Below are 19,016 nucleotides of genomic sequence, written 5' to 3' on the forward strand. Positions count from 1 at the left end.
GGAGGAGCCTGTTTTTTAGCTGAATTTACGGCAATGGGGAAGAGTGAAGCCATTTATTTTCAAGGATTATGGATAGCGAAAGGGAACCTGATGATGTGTATCGAAGTGTAACAGCATAGAATTTTGAATGGACCATTCAGAGAGGATGAGTATGGGAGCATGAAGATGAAGCATGAACAACCGATCGGCATTGCCGTTAACCAGCTGGGCTACCGGAGCCAGGACACCAAGATTGCGGTTATCCCTGGTCAGGGAGGCCGTTATCATCTTGTAGATGATCAGAACGGCGAGACGGTTTGGCATGGGAGCACATCGCCTGCCATCGTGGATGCTGCCAGTGGGCAGACGGTAAGCCGGGGAGATTTCACGGGGTATGAAGCTCCAGGCACCTACCGGATCGAAACGGAGGATGGGCAGACCTCGGCTCCTTTTGTCATTGCGGAGTCAGTCTATGAGGATGCACACCGCGCATTATTGAAAGCGTTTTATTACTTCCGGTGCGGGATGGCCTTGGACGAGTTGCATGCTGGACCATGGAAGCATGAAGCGTGTCATCTCGCACCTGCCATCGTTTATGGAGAGGAATCCAGGCAAGTGGATGCCTGGGGAGGGTGGCATGACGCCGGGGACTATGGCAAGTATGTCGTTCCGGGCGCCAAGGCGGTAGCCGATCTGCTGCTGGCCTTCGAGCTGTACCCGGAGGCATTTGCACAGCCGCTGCCATTGCCGGAAAGTGACGGCGCCATGCCGGATGTGCTCCATGAATGCCGGTATGAGCTGGAGTGGATGCAGCGCATGCAGGATGAGGAGTCGGGAGGGCTGTTCCACAAGCTCACGACTTTGCAGTTCCCGGGAGGAGACGTCATGCCGGAGGCCGATACGGCCGCACTGTACCTGTCGCCGATATCGGCGACAGCAACCGGTTGTTATGCTGCCATTATGGCAATGTCGGCGCGGATCTACGCCCCTTACGACGAGCCCTTCGCTGCCAGCTGCCTGAAGGCGGCAGAACGCGCTTGGGCATGGCTGGCGGAACATCCGGATATGCCGGGCTTCCGCAACCCGGCGGATATTGCTACGGGTGAATACGGTGACGGTCAGGATGCTGATGAACGATACTGGGCGGCGGCCGAGCTGTATCGCACCACGGGTGAAAGGCGTTACCATGAGGCTTTCCAAGCGTTAGCCAAGCAGAATGCCTTCGGTAAATATGAACTGGGCTGGGCCGACATGGGCGGCTATGGAACCTTTGCCTATCTGATGTCGGAGCGGGAAGAAGACCCGGAATTGGCGGAAGTTTTGATGCGGGGTTTAATTCAACGTGCGGACGAGCTTGCCGCGGTCAGTGAACGGGACGGGTACGGTATTTCACTTCATCCGGATCAATACATCTGGGGCAGCAACATGCTGGTATTAAATCACGCGATGCTCCTGCTGATAGCGGGCAGATTGTCCGGCACCGAAGACTATGAGTCCCATGTACATGAGCATGTACACTATTTGTTCGGAGCTAACGTGATGGGGATGAGTTACGTCACCGGGTACGGGGCGAAGCCGATCCTGTATCCGCATCATCGCCCTTCCGAAGGAGATGGCGTTAAGGAGCCCGTTCCCGGTCTCGTCTCAGGCGGTCCGAATAAGGGGCTTCAGGATGATTATGCGCTTAAGCACTTGGCAGGCAAGGCGCCGGCAGCTTCTTTTGCCGATGTGATGGAGAGTTACTCTACCAACGAAGTGACCATCTATTGGAACTCGCCGGCTGTGTTGGTATTATCCCATTTTGTATAGGAAACATAGGGAATGCACAGAGGAAAAAGAAACGCCAAAGAGAGTCTCCGGTGTTTCTTTTTTACTAGTTCCCAATCTGGTCCGGCATGCCGGGTACATGGATTATCACAAACGATTGATTCGTTATTTCTTCGACGGTGCTTCATTTTTGTGCTCAATCACATGCAATACTTTCGGTTCGACAGCTTTTAGCATTTGTTCATTTGAAGTTTTGCCTGTTGGAGCATCGCCATGATGCTCTCCTTGAATTTGTGCATCAACCTGTGTTTGGGCGATGACATCGATCACCTGTTGTTTTGAGACATTTTTAGAGGCAGCAACCTCCACAACGGAGTTCCCTTTGGCCAATTCTTCTTTCAATTCTGTTGCGCTCATTCCTAATAGGGCAAACAGTTTTGCATCATTCAAGAAGGTATCGGCAAAATAATCCGGCTTACCGTTCGTGGTGAAGAAACCTTCTACTTCAGCGTTGGAAGGCGCAGCCTTACCTCCGATCCGAGAAGCACTGATGGTATTGCCATGCACAAATATCTGATAGAACGGCTCACTGGCTCCCTTTTTGCTGTAATTCAGCATCCACGTTTTTTGATCCGGGTTGTCCATTGGCTCCATAGCAAACTCGTAATCTTCGATGGGGCCATACATTCTATTGATGAGATCATCTACCTTTGCCTTGATTTCCTGATCGGTCAGAGCCATGAGCGGCTTCTCCTTGGGCTCCCAGTTCTCTTGAATCACGTGTTCAATCGTACCCGACACACTGTTCATATGAAGGGTAATCGTTTTGCCCGTCCCTCCCTTTTCCCGCAGCATGATGCTGGTTTGAACGTCTTGAACGGTGCTTGCATTGACCATCTCGAACGATTTGGTTTCGGGAAATGCGCTATACAGCTTCTCAAGCGCTGCATTGCCAACCTCATCCGACTTGATCTGTTCGGTAGTCATGGATGTTCTGGTAAGGATCTCGATTAGGGGAGGAGCCGCAAATGCCGCAGTTGGAATCAGAATCGCCGTGGCAACAATTCCGCTAATGAATCTTTTTTTCATCGTTTTTTTGCTCCTTTTGGGTTGGAAGTATTGTGAATAGGATTGTTCTATTCGTTTGGAAATGTCCGGGGGACACGCCATAGCCTCTGCCTTTTTGTGCAGATGTTCACGGATTTTGTGTTCAATAGGCATTGATTTTTTCCATCCTTTCCGGGGGGAGATTCCGTAAGTTCTTTCGCAGGGCCGTAAGGCCTGCATGATATCTGGATTTGACTGTTCCCAGGGGGATTTCGAGCAATGTCGCGATTTCTTCAAGAGCATAGTCGTGAAAAAAACGGAGGATAATCACCGTACGCTGTTTGTCCGTCAGCTGCTGGATTGCCTTCGATATCATCTGGTTCGTCTCATCCATGAACACGGCGGGCTGATCCCAGTGGGACTCTTCCCGCGAGAAGGCGCGGATACGTTCAAAAATTCGGAATCTCCGCCAGCTCTTAACCCGAAATCTCTGCACTTGTCGGATCACCAAGCCGTGCAGCCAGAAGTGGAATGGCCGGTTCGTATCGTAGTTTGCAAGCGAGGTCCACATTTGCATATAGATCTCATTCATGACATCTTCCCGATCCTGCGGGTGAATCCACCAGAAAGGAAACGGTCCGGTAGACATCCTGGTAGGTAGCATCATACATCGCATGGAACGCCTGTTGATGCCCATCTTTCATTTGTGTAAGTAGCTGGTACATGTATTCACTTTGCATTCAGAGGGCCCTCCTGGGTAAGCAGCTTACACCCTATATTGTCTCTATGGCAGAAAAAGGTTCGGTCCCTCTTCTTATTTTTTTGCACAAGGCTAAAGCGCAAGAGGACAGCTATCGGTTCGTTGAACTTAGGAAGATAGGTGTACGAGCTCCGTGAAATTCGCCCATTGGCAGGGTAATATCACTCATAAAATTGGAATTTACAGGGTGGTGCGGTCATGCGAATCTTCGAATGAAAACGCGAGCCATCATGTATTTTCAAAAAAACGACATGATCCTTTTAAAAGTTGTCAACAATATTCTTGACGAAACCCGCTTTTCCTTTCGTTGAGCCTTTTGCCGGGCTGACTTAACATATAGATGTCAGAGCAAGGCGACAACACAATATTCAGATTTATTGTTCAAATATGACTAGGAGGTCAATACGATGTCCAACGAGACAAATACAAACGCTTCCAAAGGCATTCGCGTAAGGGTACAGCAGCTCGGCCGTCTCCTTAGCGGCATGGTGATGCCGAATATCGGCGCGTTCATCGCTTGGGGTCTGATTACGGCTCTGTTCATCCCGACCGGCTGGTTCCCTAACGAGAAACTCGGGGAATTGGTTGGCCCGATGATCACGTACCTGCTCCCGCTCTTGATCGGTTACACGGGTGGACAGATGATTCACGGCAAGCGCGGTGCAGTCATCGGTGCTGTGGCAACGATCGGCGTCATTGTCGGGGCGGATATCCCGATGTTCCTCGGCGCCATGATTGTCGGTCCGATTGCAGCTTGGGTATTGAAGCAATTCGACAAGCTGATTGACGGCAAAATCAAATCCGGCTTCGAAATGCTGGTCAACAACTTCTCGCTCGGTATTATCGGGGGCGCGCTGGCCCTAGTGGCTTACACCGGAATCGGGCCGCTGGTACAGGGAATCACCAAAGCACTCTCGGCTGGTGTAGACGTACTGGTCAATGCCAACCTGCTGCCGCTCGTTAACATTATCATTGAGCCGGCGAAGGTGCTGTTCCTAAACAATGCAATCAACCATGGAATTTTCAGTCCAATCGCCTCGGAGGAATCAGCACGCCTTGGCCAATCTGTACTGTATATGCTGGAATCGAATCCAGGCCCAGGGCTCGGTATCCTGCTCGCCTATTGGTTCTTCGGACGCGGCTCTGCCAAATCCTCCGCGCCGGGCGCTGTTGTGATTCACTTCCTGGGCGGTATTCATGAGATTTACTTCCCATACGTTCTGATGAAGCCGGTTCTGATTCTGGCCGCGATTGCGGGCGGTGTTGCCGGAACCTTCACCTTCCAGATCCTTGGAGCCGGATTGGCGGGTCCTGCGTCGCCGGGCAGCATCCTTGCTTACATCGCCATGGCACCTAAGGGCGGCCTGATTCCGGTGCTGGCAGGTGTCCTTGTTGCAACGATTGTGTCCTTTATCGTAGCGGTATTGCTGCTGAAAACAGGCAAACAGACAGAAGAAGAGCCGAATCTTGAAGAAGCATCCGCCAAAATGAAGGAAATGAAAACCGGCGGCATGAACGACCAAGTTGCTCCTGCTTCTGCGGCTGTTGCCAATCTGGATAAAGACAATGTGAACAAAATCGTGTTTGCTTGTGATGCCGGCATGGGCTCCAGCGCAATGGGCGCTTCGGTGCTTAGAAAGAAACTGCAGCAAGCGGGTGTCAACATTACCGTTGTGAACTCGGCTGTAAGTGAAATACCGGATGACGCGGATATTGTCATCACCCAGAAGACACTCACGGAGCGGGCCATCGCCAAGAATCCGAATGCGGAGCATATCTCGATCGACAACTTCCTGAAGAGTCCGAGATATGATGAGCTGGTGGAACGACTCAAAGACTAAATAGTTCTGCATCATATGACACGCTGGCGTAATTACGCCGGCGTTGTCTCCATTTCATGAAGAAGGGAGCCATGCGTCTGGGACAAATCACTGCCCGCCAGCGACAAATCCTTCTGCTCCTGATGAGCAGGACCGAGGGCATGACAGCTGCGGAAATAGCGGCTGAGATCGGGGTCAGCGTCAGGACGGTTCACCGGGAAATGGAGGAGATTGAGAAAGGACTGCAAGGCGCAGACGTTCTGCTTCATAAAAAGTCGGGAACGGGCATCCGGCTGGAAGGAGAGACGCCTGAGGGTATCGCCCAGCTGCGGAAACGCCTGCTTGAAGGTAAGCCTGCCGATTATTCCGTGGAAGAGCGCAAAATCCTCATGTTATGTGCTTTGCTTGAGGCTGATGAACCCATCAAACTGTTTGCTCTGGCCCACAGTTTGAAGGTGACCGTGCCTACCGTCAGCAGCGATCTGGATGAGCTGGAGCCCTTAATGAAGAGGTTCAAGCTTAATCTGATCCGCCGCAGAGGTTACGGGGTTGAGCTTGAAGGCACGGAAGCCGTAAGGCGAAGGGCCATTTGCAGGCTTGCGGAGGAATATCTGGATTATTCGGATCTTGTCGGGGACGGTTACAGCGATGCCCGAGAGCCGGTGACGGCCCGGCTGCTCTCCATGGTTGGTAAACCGGTGCTGCTGGATGTGGAGAAAAGCTTGTGGGATATGAACTGGAGCTGGACGGAGAGCCTTAGCGAAAGTGCCTATACCTCCATGCTGATTGCCTTATCGGTTTCCGTGAAGCGGATCAGGCAGGGACGACCTATGGAGGCGGCCGATATGGCCACTCAGGATGGAGCCTCCTCCTCCATGGAGGAAGCCAGAGATTTTGCCGTTCGTCTCGGTGAAACACTGGAGATCCCTTTTACGGATTCAGAAATGAAATATATCTCGAATTTGTTCGAGGCAGCCAGGGATATGTCTGAGATCAGTGAGCTGGCCCATACGGATGTGGAAATGGTGGAGATGGCGCACCGCCTGATCGAGCGGGTGCAGCGGCGCACCGGCATTCCGTTTCAAGAGGATCGCACGCTGCGGGCAGGCTTGGTGGAGCATATCGGTGCAGCCATGAAACGGATTCGGGAAGGGACCCGGATTCGGAATCCGCTGCTGAGTCCGATCCGGAAGGATTATGAGGAGCTGTTCGGGATTGTCCGGCATTCGGTTGATGAGCTGAGGCTGGGCTTGACCATCCCGGATGAGGAAATCGGGTTTCTTGTTATGCATTTTGGGGCGTCAAGTGAACGCCTGAACCAGCTGGGACACCATCTGAAAGCCATCCTCGTATGCTCCAGCGGTCTTAGCTCCTCAAGGCTTCTCGGAACCCGGCTGAACAAGGAGATGCCTCAGATTGAGGTGCTTGGCAACGTGTCATGGTATGAAGCGGCTCGAATGCCGAAGGAGCAATATGATCTCATTATAACGACCATAGATCTTCCGCTGCCGAAGGATCGATATGTGAGATTAAGTCCGCTGCTGACAGCGGATGATAAAGAGGCGCTGCTTCAATATATCCAGAGCACGTCCGTGAAGCCGGGTGGAAGCGGCACGGCCGTCAACCGGATCGAAGAACAGCGTAAAGCTGCATCATTCGAACGGCTTCGCCTGCAGGCCGCGCTGATGAATGCGATTGTATCGCTCCTGGACGGCTTTCATGTGCATGATCTGGATAACCGTCCGGATGACCTGGAGGGTACGTTGAACGAGGCCTTGGCCAAGGTATACGAGTGCGGTGCGGTCAGCGATGCGGGGAAGGTGAAGGAGCGGTTGCTTGAGCGTGAACGGATGGGCACTCAGCTCATCCCGGATACGACGCTGGCTTTGTTCCATACGCGCAGCCGTTATATCGCCTGCCCGTCGCTTACCCTGTTCCGGTTAGCGCATGCCGCACCGCTTGAGGATGGGGCGGAAGCAGGGGTCATTCTGCTGATGCTGGCACCGAAGCAGCTCCCGAAGGAGAGCCTGGAGGTGCTCAGCGAGATCAGTGCGATGCTGCTCGGCTCCGAGCTGATTGAGCTGATGGAGCGGGGCGGCGAGGACGAAATTCGGTCATACCTGGCTGAAGAGCTGCAGCATTTTTTCAATCACAGACCATAGAAAGAGGGAGACTAACATGAATAACATACTGTCCAAAGATAAAGTCGTATTGAATGCGAAGGCAAATGATAAAAGCGAGGCCATCCGCATGGCGGGGAATCTGCTGGTGCAGGCAGGCCACGTATCAGAGGATTACGTAGATAAGATGCTGGAGCGCGAAGAGATTGCATCCACTTATATGGGCGGGGGACTCGCGATTCCTCACGGCACCAAGGAAGCCAAAGGCATGGTTATCTCTACGGGATTGTCCATCGTTCGCTTCCCGGAAGGCGTTGATTTCGGCGGAGACGAGCCGGCGTTCATCGTCATTGGGATCGCGGCCGCTGGCGGTGACCATATGGAGATTCTGACAAACGTTGCGATGATCTTCACAGATGACGAGAGCATTGAGAAGGTGATGAACGCATCGAGCGAAGAGGAGATTCTGGCCATCTTCGAAGGAGGAATGGGCGCATGAAGGCAGTCCATTTCGGAGCAGGGAACATCGGGCGCGGGTTTATAGGGCTCCTGTTGTCCCAGGCAGGTTACGAGGTTTGTTTTGTCGATGTGAACGAGGAGCTGGTTTCGGAGCTGAAGGCTCGTGGAGAATATCCTGTAACACTGGCCAGCGAAGGGCAGGAGACAACGGTTGTAAAGGGCATTACGGCCCTCAACAGCGCTTCGGAGCCGGAGGCTGCCGCGCGTGCGGTGGCAGAAGCCGATCTCGTCACAACAGCGGTAGGCGTGAACATTCTGAAGTTTATTGCCGGTACCATTGCCGAAGGGCTAAAGCTTCGGTTGCAGGGAGAATCGGCACCGCTGCATATTATTGCATGCGAGAATGCCATCGGCGGCAGTACGCAGCTGAAAGAGCATGTGTACGGTAAGCTGGATGATGAGACGAAGCAGAAGGCCGACCAGCGGGTGGCTTTCCCGGATGCAGCCGTAGACCGGATCGTGCCGCTGCAGCAGCATGAGGACCGCTTGAAGGTGGTGGTGGAGCCGTTCTATGAGTGGGCGGTGGATCGCTCGCAGATGTTTGAAGGCTACACGCCGGTAGAAGGCATTCACTATGTGGACCGCCTGGAGCCGTACATTGAGCGCAAGCTGTTTACGGTGAATACCGGTCACTGCTCTGCTGCCTATGTAGGCTTCCTGAAAGGCTATGAGACGATTCAGGACGCCATGAAGGATGACGAGGTGGCGGCCCATGTGCGCGCGGTGTTGGAGGAAACGGGGGCTGCGCTTGTGCATAAACATGGCTTCAATTCTGCCGAGCATGGAGCGTATATTGACACCATTCTGGAGCGGTTCCGTAATCCGGCGCTGACAGACGAGGTATCCCGCGTCGGACGCTCCCCGATTCGGAAGCTGTCTCCCGGCGACCGGCTGGTATCTCCAGCGATGCTGGCATTCGAGAGCGGGCTCCCTTACAAGAGTCTGGCCAAATCCATGGCAGCGGCCTTGTTGTTTGATGTGCCCGAAGACCCGGAAAGTGTAGAACTGCAAGCCTCCGTACGGGATATCGGAGTAAGCGACACGGCTTCCCAATATACCGGTATGGCTGGCGAGCATCCGATTATGGGTGAGCTGATGGAGCAATATGAAGCCTTGAAGGCGGAGACTGAGGCTGGGCGGTCATAATTTTTAGCTATGAGAGAAAACCCCTGATTTTCTTTACGGAGAAATCAGGGGTTTTTTGGGCTCGCTTCAGGATGAGCTCCGCTTCCTCAACGCTGGTGTCCAGCTGCCAGGGAGGAATTCCATAATTTCCATCCGTTGATTTTCAGAAAATTTTCGCTTATTTTCGGAATTAAGAGTACACTAGAAGTAAGAAACCGAAGTGGATGTGATGAACATGGCAGAAGAACTGATCTTGACCCAAGAGGGCTATGATAAACTCCAGGAGGAACTGGATGACCTCAAATATGTAAAACGCAAAGAGTTAGCGGAACGGATCAAGCTTGCGATCAGCTATGGTGACTTGAAGGAGAACAGCGAGTACCACTCGGCCAAGAACGACCAGGCGTTTATGGAAACGCGCATCATTATCCTAGAAAAAACACTGAACAGCGCCCGGATTGTCGACTCCAAGCAGGTAAGCTCGACAACGGTGAATGTCGGTTCGAATGTCGTCCTGAACGACATCGAGTTTGCAGAGAAGCTTGAATATCAGGTTGTAGGCCCGGCAGAAGCAGACGTGTTGAATAATAAAGTCTCCTATGAAAGCCCGCTCGGCAAAGCACTGATGGGCAAAGCGGTTGGCGACCAAGTCAACGTGGATGCACCGATGGGCATCGTCAAGTACGAGCTGCTGGAGATCAAGGTGTTGTAAACGATCGATCATTTGCGTCTAACGCCATGATGGATGGGATCCTTGGAACTGCTGGCTGTCTGCATAGCAGACGTTATTCAGATTGCCGCAGCATCTGTAGATGGATGAACTCATATATAAATGAAAGGCGTAATCCGGGAGTGTCATGTCCGGTTACGCCTTTTCTCATGATTATGCCCCAGCCGCAGCAGCCTTGCGCTCATACATATAGCAGGCTCCCCCGAGAATGAAGGCAAGTCCTACTAATGCAGCTCCTACCCAAGGCAGGGAGGTTAAGCTCAAATGGGTAATGACCAATCCGCCAATGAAGGCTCCCGCTGCATTTCCGAGATTACCGGCGGAGTGGCTTGCCGTAGAGGCAAGTGCCGGGGCCGACTGGGCAAGACTCATCACGCGTACCTGCATCCCGGGCATCACAGCGAAGGAGGCAGCGCCCCAGAGCACGATGGTCAGCACAGCAGTCACCGGATGATAGATGGTAACGGTGAAGATGGTCAGGATAACGGCAGTTGTGAAGTAGACGCCCAGAATGGAGGGCAATAGCTTCCAGTCTGCAAGTCTTCCGCCCACGATGTTACCCGCGGTCACGCCGATGCCGAACAGCACCAGAATCCAGGTGACGCTGGGCTCTGCAAAGCCGGTGATCTCAATGAGCAGCGGAGCAATATAGGTGAATACAGCGAACAGGCCCGCGTTGCCAAGCGCTCCGATGAGCAGGAAGAGAAGCAGTCCTGGCTTCATAAGGGCTGTGATCTGCTGGGCGATGCTCGAGGCCTGCTCCTGGCGGATCTTCGGAATGAAGATCAGAATACCAATCAATGCGATAACGCCCATAATGGCAATCGCCCCGAAGGAGGCGCGCCAGCCCATCGTTTGACCGATGAAGGTACCGATCGGAACCCCGATGATGTTGGCTATCGTTAACCCTGCCATCATGATCGATACGGCCCCGGCTCGCTTGTCCGGCCGTACCAGGTTCGAGGCGATAACGGCTCCCACACCGAAGAAGGTGCCGTGTGTCAGTGCCGTCAGCATCCGGGCACCCATCAGCACGGCATAGTTGGGAGCGAAGACCGATACGCCATTGCCCAGAATGAATAAACCCATGAGCAGCAGGAGCAGCTTCTTTTGCGGGATTTGGTGGGTAAGAACGGTCAGGATAGGAGCTCCTACAGCTACCCCGAGCGCATACATCGTAATCAGCTGTCCGGCAGAGGCGATGCTGACGTTCAGATCGTCCGCGACGTTCGGGAGTATTCCCATGATCACGAATTCCGTCATTCCAATGGCAAAAGCGCCTACAGTAAGAGACAATATCGAGATGGGAAACGGCTCTTTAGGCCCTTTGTTCCCAGTGGCCTGCTGCGATAATTCCATGATGTTCAAGTCAACCTTTCTGCTGTGTATGTTAAAGATATAAACCCAATCTATATTATCGGATTTGAAAGTGGGCCTGTTACATATTATTTAACGTTCTCCGATGATAATCAAGAATTTTATTTTTGGGCAAAATGGACATGCTGATCATGTAAGCTTATTCGGCATATTAGCTTGTCCGCTATGTAAAGCTTGTGAGAGTACCACCCAGGCACTCTCTTCATGAAGCAAGCAAACGATTGTGGTCATCCCATACAGTCGGTTGATCCTGTCCCTTTGCTGTGATGGATTTAGAAACAGGTAAACGACTCGATTCTCCCCAGATCAAATCCTGAGAATACCCACATCCTCCCGGTCCAGCGAAAGCCGGCAACCGATGTCCGGCCAACAAAGGTCGGATAAAACCAGAAGCCCGGCCCATTTCTCGGCCAAATATAGGTGTTGCGGAATAGACAGCCCGTAATAGCTCCAGGGTCAACGGCAAAGGTAGCTGCAAGCGGTTGTTGGGGTACAGTCTGCGGGGGTGGAGAAGAGGGCCCTTGTTGCGGTCCCTGAGGTCCTTGCGGCGGCATAAATGCCATAATGGATTCACTCCTTAATCGGTTTATAGGTTTGGAAGTGAGCAAGAGCGGCTACACCATCAAGAATGCAAGATGAGCCAGGCTCTAGGTATAGAGCAGGGTGATTACTAGTAATTCGAAGAGGACAAGGGGCAGAATGACATGATTATAGTAGCTGGGACCGAAACCGCGCTGGTGATTGTAGTCTGGCAGACTTAAGTATAGAATTCCTCTGTCACACCGGATAATCGTCCCTTCAAAGACGTCACCGTCCAGCGTTTCGACGCGAACCAGTTGGTTCGCATGCTGTTTGCACAGATGGTGAATATGATCCCGAACGGATTGGATGCTGTGCCTCATATTGGGTTCAGCTTGATATAAGGTTTGTTCCTGGTGTCCTGGATATTGAAGACTCATATGGAAAGACCCCCATCGTTATTAGTCATACATAGATTACATCCTATGCGGATGCCTATAGCGGGGTGCTCCTGAAATTCCCGCATGGGCAAATTTGTAGATTAGTGATACTATTTAGATCAATATATGAATTGAGGAAGTGAGCGTTAGTCGTGATCAATATAACCATCCCCAAGCCGGACGTCACCATTACCAAGCAGGCTGCTCCGGAACTGAGCCATATTTACGGATTTACGGATTTCCACCTGATCCCGAGAGACCGGGGCGGGATCTTTATGTTCTACAACAGCAAGGAGGAGCTCTTGTTTGTTGGCAAAGCCAGAAAGCTAAGACCGCGGATCAAGAAGCATTTTGAAGATAGTGTATCTCCCATTAAGGACCATCGTAATGAAGTGACAAGAATAGAGGTCTGTGTCATCGAAGATGCCGTTCACAGAGAAATCTATGAAACCTATATTATCAATGAATTAAAGGCTGAATATAATGTGGACAAAGTGTTCTTTAAATAAAGGACATGTGTAATGGAGCAAGGAGAGGCAATAGACGGGTCTTGGAGAGATCAACGTTTATTGCTTTTTTTGTTGTCGTCCATCATTACAATAAAATCTAAATATTCCTTTACAGGAATATTCCTGATGTGGTATATTGAATTCAAGAAATCAAACACACCATTATATCCGTAAAAAAAAGAGGTGATGATGATGACGGGAACAGAGAGAATGAAGAATTGTCATATCTCAAGGACCATCGGTGCTGTAACGGTCATCATGACACAATGGAACTGACAACGTTTACCGCATTAGCTGAACCGAGTCGTTTCCGCATTGTGGACCTTCTGCTGAGGGGACCGATGACGGTAGGGGATATCGCCGAACGTCTGGAGATCAGGCAGCCCCAAGCCTCGAAACATCTGAAGGTGCTGCTGGAGGCTGGGCTGGTGGAAGTTAAGGCTGACGCCAACCGGCGAAATTACATGCTTCGATCCGAGCCGTTTGAGGAGATGGACCACTGGCTGAATGATTACCGCAGAATTTGGAGCGAGCGGTTCGACAACTTGGATAACTACTTGGAGAAACTTCAGGCTGACACGAAGAATCAGGATTAAGCTACTTAATATGAGGAGGAATGTATGATGGCAAACACCATGATTACCCGTGTTGAAGGGCAAGTACTTGTACTGGAACGTGTTTTTAATGCACCTAGAGAGCTGGTATTCAAGGTATTCTCTGACGGAGAGCATCTGAAGCAGTGGTGGGGTCCGCGCGGGTGGGAGGTTACCGTATCCAGCATGGATTTCCGTCCAGGCGGTTCATGGCATTACTGTATGAAATGCATGGATAAGAATCAGGGCGATTTCTACGGCATGGAATCCTGGGGCAAATCGGTTTATGAGGAAATTGAGGCGCCTGGGAAAATAGTCTATATCGACTATTTCTCGGATGCGGAAGGCCAAGTTGCAGAGGGGATGCCCGCAACCACGGTTACCATGACCCTTGAGGAGATCGATGGAAAGACCAAGCTGGTCAGTCGAGGTGTATATGAATCCCCAGAAGCACTCAAAACCGTGCTGGAGATGGGAATGGAAGAGGGCATTACCCAAACCTGGGACCGTCTCGAGGAATACTTGGCAGCCCAACAGTAACTTTATTACCATCATGCAATCTCGGTTACGCGATATAAAGAATGGCTGGAATTCGCAAGGATACGGCCATTTTTTTATTTTCCTGACATCATGATTGCATAGAATCCACCGCATCAGTTAACTTGTAACTTGAAAAACAGAAGCCAAAAGTTCAATATAAAGATAAATGGATAATCAAAACCGTGTTGTCTGCCGGAGGGGCGGGTCAATGACACATACATAACAGGAGGAAATCAAGATGGAGATCGGAGTCAGTTCATTTGTTGAGACATGGCCGGATGTGAAGACCGGGGAAGTGATCAGCCATGCGCAGCGGCTGCGCGAGGTAGTGGAGGAGATCGTTCTGGCCGATCAGGTGGGCCTGGATGTCTATGGCGTAGGCGAGCACCATCGCAAGGATTATGCCGCATCTTCGCCAGCCGTTGTGCTTGCCGCGGCAGCGTCGCAGACGAAGTGGATTCGGCTGACCAGCGCAGTTACGGTGCTGTCCTCTGCGGACCCGGTGCGGGTCTTTCAGGATTTTGCTACCTTGGACGCGATTTCGAACGGGCGTGCAGAGATTATGGCGGGCCGGGGCTCCTTCATCGAATCGTTTCCGCTGTTCGGCTACGATCTGAGTCATTATGACGAGCTGTTTGAAGAGAAGCTGGAGCTGCTGCTTAAGATCCGGGAATCGGAGAAGGTAACCTGGAGCGGCGGACACCGTCCCGCGATCCAAAACTTAGGCGTGTACCCACGCCCGGTTCAGAATCCGCTGCCGGTGTGGATTGGCAGCGGCGGCAATTCGGAATCGGTCGTGCGCGCAGGCTTGCTCGGTTTGCCGCTTGTACTGGCGATTATCGGCGGTAGCCCCTTGCAGTTCGCGCCGCTGGTCAAGCTGTATAAAGAAGCGGCGGCCCATGCTGGGCATGATGTGTCAAAACTGCCAATTGGCTCGCACTCGCATGGATTTATTGCGGAAGATACCGAGATGGCAGCGGACAAGTTCTTCCCATCGACCCAAGCCAGCATGAATGTGCTGGGACGGGAGCGGGGCTGGGGATATTATGACCGTGCGAGCTTCGATGCGGCACGAAGCTTCGAAGGTGCCCTTTATGTGGGAGACCCGGAGACGGTCGCCCAGAAAATCATTCACCTCCGCAAACACGTAGGCATTACCCGCTTTATGCTGCATGTCCCGGTCGGGACGATGCCTCATGATGAAGTCATGAGAGCCATTGAATTGCTCGGAACCGAGGTAGCACCCCGGGTCCGCAAGGAAATTGATCGCTGGGAAGCGGCTGGTGAGCCAGAGGAATGAAGCCATGGTTGATAACAGGATCGGATTTAAATAGAAACCTTTCGGGGTCACCCCGCGTTTATTACATAGGCTAAGACAAGCTGAGAATAGGGTGGGATGGTTTTATGAACGTTGCCAAATATTTTGCGATGGGGTTCATATTTATGTTCCTGTTGACCGGAGCTTACCTCGGGCTTGAGTTAATGGAAGGATACAGTATCCGTACAAGCATGTATTACGGCATCCACAACCTGGGTTTTGCCTTAATTGCGGTGGTCTTTCTTGCCTCGGTGATCATTTACATGGTGATCATGTTTCCATTATCTTGGCTGCTGGGTTTCATCCCTTGGAAAAGAAGTGTCATGACGCTTTATCTTCTCTTGTACTGTGTATTATGGGTTGCGGCAGGCGTGTGGCTGTTCCACCAGCTGTATGATCCTGTATATGTGAAGGAGTATCATCTGCGTATCGACACGGCTATCTTTATATTTGGCGTGATGGGACTGCTCTATGGCTGGATCGAATGGCTGCTGATTCGAAGAGCTGCGATAAAACCCTGAACGTATTGAAAAGAAGGCCGTTGTGAGTGAAGTGAAGCTGCTTGGCCTTGAAGAGTCGCATATTAAAAGGAAAGGGCGTTCCTCTATGATCAGGAACGTCTTTTTGTGTTGCCGTAAGAGGATATCAAATTTGTGCCTATCGCCTTAAAACCAGCATTATCCGGAAAAATGGTATAATAAATGGAAAAACAGGAAGAGACGCTTTGATACATCATAGGAAAACACAGGCAGGGTTCGGATAGTCGATGCTATGGGGGCGGCTTGTACTGCAACGTAAATCAATCCATAATCATCTTCGGAAAGAGGGTTAAATCATGAATAAATCATATAATGCTATATTCGGTCCACATATCATCAAAATGGCTCAACTTATGTTCATCTTTGCACTCATCTCGCTCTCCGGGTGTACGAAAGCCGACGTTGCTCCCCCTGTTGCTCCGACTGAGAATACGCCCCAGACGGCACCAGCAGCTCTGGCTGACCCAGATTTCGTTCAACTCGAGAGCAAGTTTAGCGCTCGTCTCGGTGTCTATGCTATCGATACTGGCACCGAGCGGATCGTCGCCTACCGCCCCGATGAACGGTTTGCATACGCGTCTACTTTTAAGGCTCTTGCCGCAGGCGCAGTATTGCAGCAAAACTCGATGGACACACTCGATAAAGTGATCACTTACACGAGCAAAGACTTGGTCACCTATTCGCCGATCACCGAGAAGAACGTGAATACCGGGATGACCCTTAGGGAGCTTAGTGAGGCTGCTATCCGTTACAGCGATAACACTGCAGGAAATCTCTTGTTAAAAGAACTGGGAGGCCCTGATGGCTTCAGGACAGCATTAAAGCAGGCCGGTGACAACGTAACCAACCCCGAACGCTTCGAGACAGATCTGAACGAAGCCATTCCGGGAGACAATCGTGACACAAGCACCCCGAGAGCGCTTGCCACCACGCTTCAGGCTTACACGGTTGGCAACGTGCTCCCGACGGATAAACGCACGCTCCTCATCGATTGGCTGAAGGGGAATACCACTGGAGACAAACTGATCCGTATGGCCGTGCCTGAAGGCTGGGAGGTCGGGGATAAGACCGGAGCCGGAGGTTATGGAACGCGAAACGACATAGCCGTCATTTGGCCGCCAAACAAAGAGCCTATCGTTATCGCCATTCTGTCCAGCCGCGATACACCAGATGCCACTTATGACGATGCGCTTATCGCACAAGCTGCCAAGGTCGCACTTGACGCTGCGAAGTGAATCATAGTCAGCCCACACATCGCTAAAGATGTATGTAGTTCTTCAATAGCAGTCTATCTTGAATTGCATCTCCACGGGCTCTCTTGTCCGGCCGTTCGTTCCAAAAGCCGAAGCGGGTGCTATTCGTAGCGAATGCCGTTTGAAGCTCTCTCGATGGCGTCCCAATCCAGAACGCGGATCATTTGCCCGTTGCGCTCCAGCATCCGGTTCTGCACAAAAGCCTGCAGCACCCGGTTTAAATGCCGGTGTGTTGTGCCCAGCAGGCTGGCGATCTCTCCAATATGGTCGGTTTGCAGTTCCATGCCGAATGAGGCATTCGATCCTGGCGACATCGTCGACATAAGATAACTGGCGAAGCGGTTCTCCACGGACGCGAGCAGGTTGACCCGGGAAGCAGTCGTGCAGGTCTGGAGCTTGTAGCTTAAGTGATCCAGCAAAGTGGATGTAAAGCGGGGGTTCTTCATTTCATGCTGCTTGATATAGTCAAAGGAAAGCCCGATCAGCAAGCATTCGTTAACGGCTTCAATCCGCGACTGGACCGGTACATTTCGAATCAATTCAATATCGCCGATGATGGAAAAGGGATGGCCAAAGCGCAGCAGGAGCGATTTGCCGGTTTCAATGCTGGAGGTCACCTTGATTTTCCCCTGTACAAGGAACAAGAGGGAGTGCAAGGCGAAGCCTTCATGCAGAATGATCTCGCCCGGCTCATATTGCTGCAATGCAAAAGGCACAGGTCGGGTTAAGTCCAGCATGTGCTCGAATTGAAAATCTTTCAGCTTCGCGTTCAGTAATGGTTCGTTATGAAGCAATTTCATGGATTTTTCGGTGGCTCCCTTCTCTTCTGGACATATGTCCTTCTCATTATACGATCAACTGATATGATAAGGGCAATAGAAGATACAGGGGGAAGCAGGGATGAAATTTGTATTCGATCTGGACGGAACGATCTGTTTTAAAGGTCAGCCGGTTTCGGACGTGCTGTTGAAGACTTTCGAGGAGCTGGTGGGGCAGGGGCACGAGGTTATTTTTGCTTCCGCAAGACCGATTCGTGATTTGCTCCCTGTCCTCCATGAGCGTTTCCATCATTACCCCATGATCGGGGGCAACGGCTCAATGGTAGCGACAGGTGGCAATATCGTATCCACGGTGGGGTTTAATCATGAGGTTTTACCGGTGCTTCTTGAGCTGTTGGCTAAGTATAATGTGAGTTATTTAATCGATGGGGATTGGGATTATGCTTATACGGGTTCTGAGGATCATCCGATCCGGCTGAATCTGGATCCGCACAATTTGGCTAAGCGAGTGGCGCTCCAGGAGCTGGAATCCATCGTGAAAATATTGATGCTGACCTCGGACCGCATGGCCGAAGTCGAAGAGAAGCTGAAGACACTGGACGTCGTTGTACACGTGCATGGGCAGGAGAACGTGCTGGATATAAGCCCGACGGGGATCCACAAGTGGAGCGGGCTTCAGCAGCTCGGAGTTAAGGAGGGCGAATTTGTTGCCTTCGGCAACGATGCTAACGATATCTCGATGTTTCAGCATGCGCTGCACAGCGTGATGATCGGTGACCATCCGCTGCTGGCCCCGTATTCTTCGGAGCAATTGCTGCTGGATGGTAATATTGAGCATGCCATTTCGGCTCGATTGAAGGAACTTGGGTGTTTGTATAAGGTAATTTAGAGTAATAGAGCAGGTCATTATGTAGAAGAAACCTCGTCTCATGGGAGCCGCTTGCTTATATTTGGTTAAGTCCCGCATATGGCCGGGATTCGGCTTATATTGCGGTTCATATGTACAAAGGCATGCCGTATGAGGACTATTTCCAGGCGATGGAGCGCATCTTCCTCCGTTATGGCGGTCGGCCGCATTGGGGCAAAATGCATTCCCTTGAGGCTGCGCAGTTGAAGAAACTGTATCCGATGTGGGATGCTTTCCTTGCGGTTCGGGAGGAGCTGGACCCGGACGGCATATTATGGAGTAATTATACGGGAAGGCTGTTCGATTCATCCGGCGCTGTCTTCAACAACTTGCTTTTTCTTTGAATTTTACTTGGAGTATATAAAAAAGCCTGAT

Annotated in this window: 18 protein-coding genes and 2 pseudogenes; 14 read left to right on the forward strand and 6 right to left on the reverse strand. The window is 51.6% G+C overall.

What is annotated here, in order from left to right; translation table 11 throughout:
• The first annotated feature begins 165 nt into the window (after window positions 1–165).
• Window positions 166–1,788 carry a glycoside hydrolase family 9 protein gene (locus tag M2277_RS21505; RefSeq protein WP_200860812.1) on the forward strand — a complete coding sequence of 541 codons (1,623 nt, stop codon included), beginning with the start codon at window positions 166–168 and terminating at the stop codon, window positions 1,786–1,788.
• Between the two features lie 123 nt (window positions 1,789–1,911).
• On the opposite strand, the gene M2277_RS21510 is transcribed toward M2277_RS21505, so the two are convergent.
• Both M2277_RS21510 and M2277_RS21515 read right to left on the reverse strand, forming a co-directional pair.
• On the reverse strand, window positions 1,912–2,835 hold the full coding sequence (locus tag M2277_RS21510; RefSeq protein WP_006207201.1) for a hypothetical protein: 924 nt from the start codon (window positions 2,833–2,835) through the stop codon (window positions 1,912–1,914).
• A 121-nt stretch (window positions 2,836–2,956) separates the two neighbouring features.
• A pseudogene (locus tag M2277_RS21515) lies at window positions 2,957–3,533 on the reverse strand (sigma-70 family RNA polymerase sigma factor).
• A gap of 427 nt (window positions 3,534–3,960) precedes the next feature.
• Between M2277_RS21515 and M2277_RS21520 the strand changes: the two are divergent.
• From M2277_RS21520 to greA, 5 genes are all read left to right on the forward strand, one after another.
• Complete coding sequence (locus M2277_RS21520; RefSeq protein ID WP_006207200.1) at window positions 3,961–5,394, forward strand: PTS mannitol transporter subunit IIBC; 1,434 nt, start codon at window positions 3,961–3,963, stop codon at window positions 5,392–5,394.
• A gap of 71 nt (window positions 5,395–5,465) precedes the next feature.
• Window positions 5,466–7,535, forward strand: a complete 2,070-nt coding sequence (locus tag M2277_RS21525) for a BglG family transcription antiterminator (RefSeq protein ID WP_006207199.1) — start codon at window positions 5,466–5,468, stop codon at window positions 7,533–7,535.
• 16 nt (window positions 7,536–7,551) lie between these two features.
• Entirely contained in the window at window positions 7,552–7,992 is a 441-nt protein-coding gene (locus M2277_RS21530) for a PTS mannitol transporter subunit IIA (protein WP_006207198.1), read from the forward strand.
• A complete protein-coding gene (locus tag M2277_RS21535) occupies window positions 7,989–9,158 on the forward strand; it encodes a mannitol-1-phosphate 5-dehydrogenase (protein WP_006207197.1) in 1,170 nt (389 codons plus the stop codon). The genes M2277_RS21530 and M2277_RS21535 overlap by 4 nt, the downstream gene beginning before the upstream one ends.
• A gap of 214 nt (window positions 9,159–9,372) precedes the next feature.
• Window positions 9,373–9,849 carry a transcription elongation factor GreA gene (gene greA, locus M2277_RS21540; protein WP_036640355.1) on the forward strand — a complete coding sequence of 159 codons (477 nt, stop codon included), beginning with the start codon at window positions 9,373–9,375 and terminating at the stop codon, window positions 9,847–9,849.
• Between the two features lie 171 nt (window positions 9,850–10,020).
• On the opposite strand, the gene M2277_RS21545 is transcribed toward greA, so the two are convergent.
• From M2277_RS21545 to M2277_RS21555, 3 genes are all read right to left on the reverse strand, one after another.
• Window positions 10,021–11,226 carry an MFS transporter gene (locus M2277_RS21545; RefSeq protein ID WP_040680068.1) on the reverse strand — a complete coding sequence of 402 codons (1,206 nt, stop codon included), beginning with the start codon at window positions 11,224–11,226 and terminating at the stop codon, window positions 10,021–10,023.
• 290 nt (window positions 11,227–11,516) lie between these two features.
• Window positions 11,517–11,807: a hypothetical protein gene (locus M2277_RS21550; protein WP_006207193.1), complete on the reverse strand. Its 291-nt coding sequence runs from the start codon at window positions 11,805–11,807 to the stop codon at window positions 11,517–11,519.
• 84 nt (window positions 11,808–11,891) lie between these two features.
• A complete protein-coding gene (locus tag M2277_RS21555; protein WP_006207192.1) occupies window positions 11,892–12,203 on the reverse strand; it encodes a hypothetical protein in 312 nt (103 codons plus the stop codon).
• A 152-nt stretch (window positions 12,204–12,355) separates the two neighbouring features.
• Between M2277_RS21555 and M2277_RS21560 the strand changes: the two genes are divergently transcribed.
• The 6 genes from M2277_RS21560 (at window position 12,356) to bla (ending at window position 16,937) form a co-directional block, all read left to right on the forward strand.
• Window positions 12,356–12,712 (forward strand): nucleotide excision repair endonuclease, encoded by a 357-nt coding sequence (locus M2277_RS21560; RefSeq protein WP_006207191.1) that lies wholly within the window; start codon window positions 12,356–12,358, stop codon window positions 12,710–12,712.
• A gap of 266 nt (window positions 12,713–12,978) precedes the next feature.
• The gene (locus M2277_RS21565) at window positions 12,979–13,308 is read left to right on the forward strand and encodes an ArsR/SmtB family transcription factor (protein WP_040680067.1); all 330 of its coding nucleotides are present in this window, start codon (window positions 12,979–12,981) and stop codon (window positions 13,306–13,308) included.
• A 24-nt stretch (window positions 13,309–13,332) separates the two neighbouring features.
• Entirely contained in the window at window positions 13,333–13,845 is a 513-nt protein-coding gene (locus M2277_RS21570; protein ID WP_063478145.1) for an SRPBCC domain-containing protein, read from the forward strand.
• 238 nt (window positions 13,846–14,083) lie between these two features.
• Window positions 14,084–15,145 carry an LLM class flavin-dependent oxidoreductase gene (locus tag M2277_RS21575; RefSeq protein WP_006207188.1) on the forward strand — a complete coding sequence of 354 codons (1,062 nt, stop codon included), beginning with the start codon at window positions 14,084–14,086 and terminating at the stop codon, window positions 15,143–15,145.
• Between the two features lie 104 nt (window positions 15,146–15,249).
• The gene (locus tag M2277_RS21580) at window positions 15,250–15,684 is read left to right on the forward strand and encodes a hypothetical protein (protein ID WP_076151301.1); all 435 of its coding nucleotides are present in this window, start codon (window positions 15,250–15,252) and stop codon (window positions 15,682–15,684) included.
• 359 nt (window positions 15,685–16,043) lie between these two features.
• On the forward strand, window positions 16,044–16,937 hold the full coding sequence (gene bla / locus M2277_RS21585; protein ID WP_481857782.1) for a class A beta-lactamase: 894 nt from the start codon (window positions 16,044–16,046) through the stop codon (window positions 16,935–16,937).
• A 119-nt stretch (window positions 16,938–17,056) separates the two neighbouring features.
• Here bla and M2277_RS21590 read toward each other — a convergent pair whose 3' ends face one another.
• Window positions 17,057–17,755 (reverse strand): Crp/Fnr family transcriptional regulator, encoded by a 699-nt coding sequence (locus tag M2277_RS21590; protein ID WP_063478142.1) that lies wholly within the window; start codon window positions 17,753–17,755, stop codon window positions 17,057–17,059.
• Between the two features lie 100 nt (window positions 17,756–17,855).
• Between M2277_RS21590 and M2277_RS21595 the strand changes: the two genes are divergently transcribed.
• Together M2277_RS21595 and M2277_RS21600 are read left to right on the forward strand one after the other, a co-directional pair.
• Window positions 17,856–18,623, forward strand: coding sequence for an HAD-IIB family hydrolase (locus M2277_RS21595; protein WP_280755492.1), 768 nt, complete (start codon window positions 17,856–17,858; stop codon window positions 18,621–18,623).
• Between the two features lie 59 nt (window positions 18,624–18,682).
• Window positions 18,683–18,985, forward strand: a pseudogene (locus M2277_RS21600) (D-arabinono-1,4-lactone oxidase); the annotation flags it as partial.
• Window positions 18,986–19,016 lie beyond the last annotated feature (31 nt).

The sequence above is a fragment of the Paenibacillus sp. LBL genome (assembly GCF_029893715.1).
GTDB classification, from domain to species: Bacteria; Bacillota; Bacilli; order Paenibacillales; family Paenibacillaceae; genus Paenibacillus_AQ; species Paenibacillus_AQ glucanolyticus.

Coding starts and splice junctions, on each gene's coding strand:
- M2277_RS21505 (WP_200860812.1), top strand. CDS start 166: ATGAAGCATGAACAACCGATCGGCATTGCCGTTAACCAGCTGGGCTAC.
- M2277_RS21510 (WP_006207201.1), bottom strand. CDS start 2,835: ATGAAAAAAAGATTCATTAGCGGAATTGTTGCCACGGCGATTCTGATT.
- M2277_RS21520 (WP_006207200.1), top strand. CDS start 3,961: ATGTCCAACGAGACAAATACAAACGCTTCCAAAGGCATTCGCGTAAGG.
- M2277_RS21525 (WP_006207199.1), top strand. CDS start 5,466: ATGCGTCTGGGACAAATCACTGCCCGCCAGCGACAAATCCTTCTGCTC.
- M2277_RS21530 (WP_006207198.1), top strand. CDS start 7,552: ATGAATAACATACTGTCCAAAGATAAAGTCGTATTGAATGCGAAGGCA.
- M2277_RS21535 (WP_006207197.1), top strand. CDS start 7,989: ATGAAGGCAGTCCATTTCGGAGCAGGGAACATCGGGCGCGGGTTTATA.
- greA (WP_036640355.1), top strand. CDS start 9,373: ATGGCAGAAGAACTGATCTTGACCCAAGAGGGCTATGATAAACTCCAG.
- M2277_RS21545 (WP_040680068.1), bottom strand. CDS start 11,226: ATGGAATTATCGCAGCAGGCCACTGGGAACAAAGGGCCTAAAGAGCCG.
- M2277_RS21550 (WP_006207193.1), bottom strand. CDS start 11,807: ATGGCATTTATGCCGCCGCAAGGACCTCAGGGACCGCAACAAGGGCCC.
- M2277_RS21555 (WP_006207192.1), bottom strand. CDS start 12,203: ATGAGTCTTCAATATCCAGGACACCAGGAACAAACCTTATATCAAGCT.
- M2277_RS21565 (WP_040680067.1), top strand. CDS start 12,979: ATGGAACTGACAACGTTTACCGCATTAGCTGAACCGAGTCGTTTCCGC.
- M2277_RS21570 (WP_063478145.1), top strand. CDS start 13,333: ATGATGGCAAACACCATGATTACCCGTGTTGAAGGGCAAGTACTTGTA.
- M2277_RS21575 (WP_006207188.1), top strand. CDS start 14,084: ATGGAGATCGGAGTCAGTTCATTTGTTGAGACATGGCCGGATGTGAAG.
- M2277_RS21580 (WP_076151301.1), top strand. CDS start 15,250: ATGAACGTTGCCAAATATTTTGCGATGGGGTTCATATTTATGTTCCTG.
- bla (WP_481857782.1), top strand. CDS start 16,044: ATGGCTCAACTTATGTTCATCTTTGCACTCATCTCGCTCTCCGGGTGT.
- M2277_RS21590 (WP_063478142.1), bottom strand. CDS start 17,755: ATGAAATTGCTTCATAACGAACCATTACTGAACGCGAAGCTGAAAGAT.
- M2277_RS21595 (WP_280755492.1), top strand. CDS start 17,856: ATGAAATTTGTATTCGATCTGGACGGAACGATCTGTTTTAAAGGTCAG.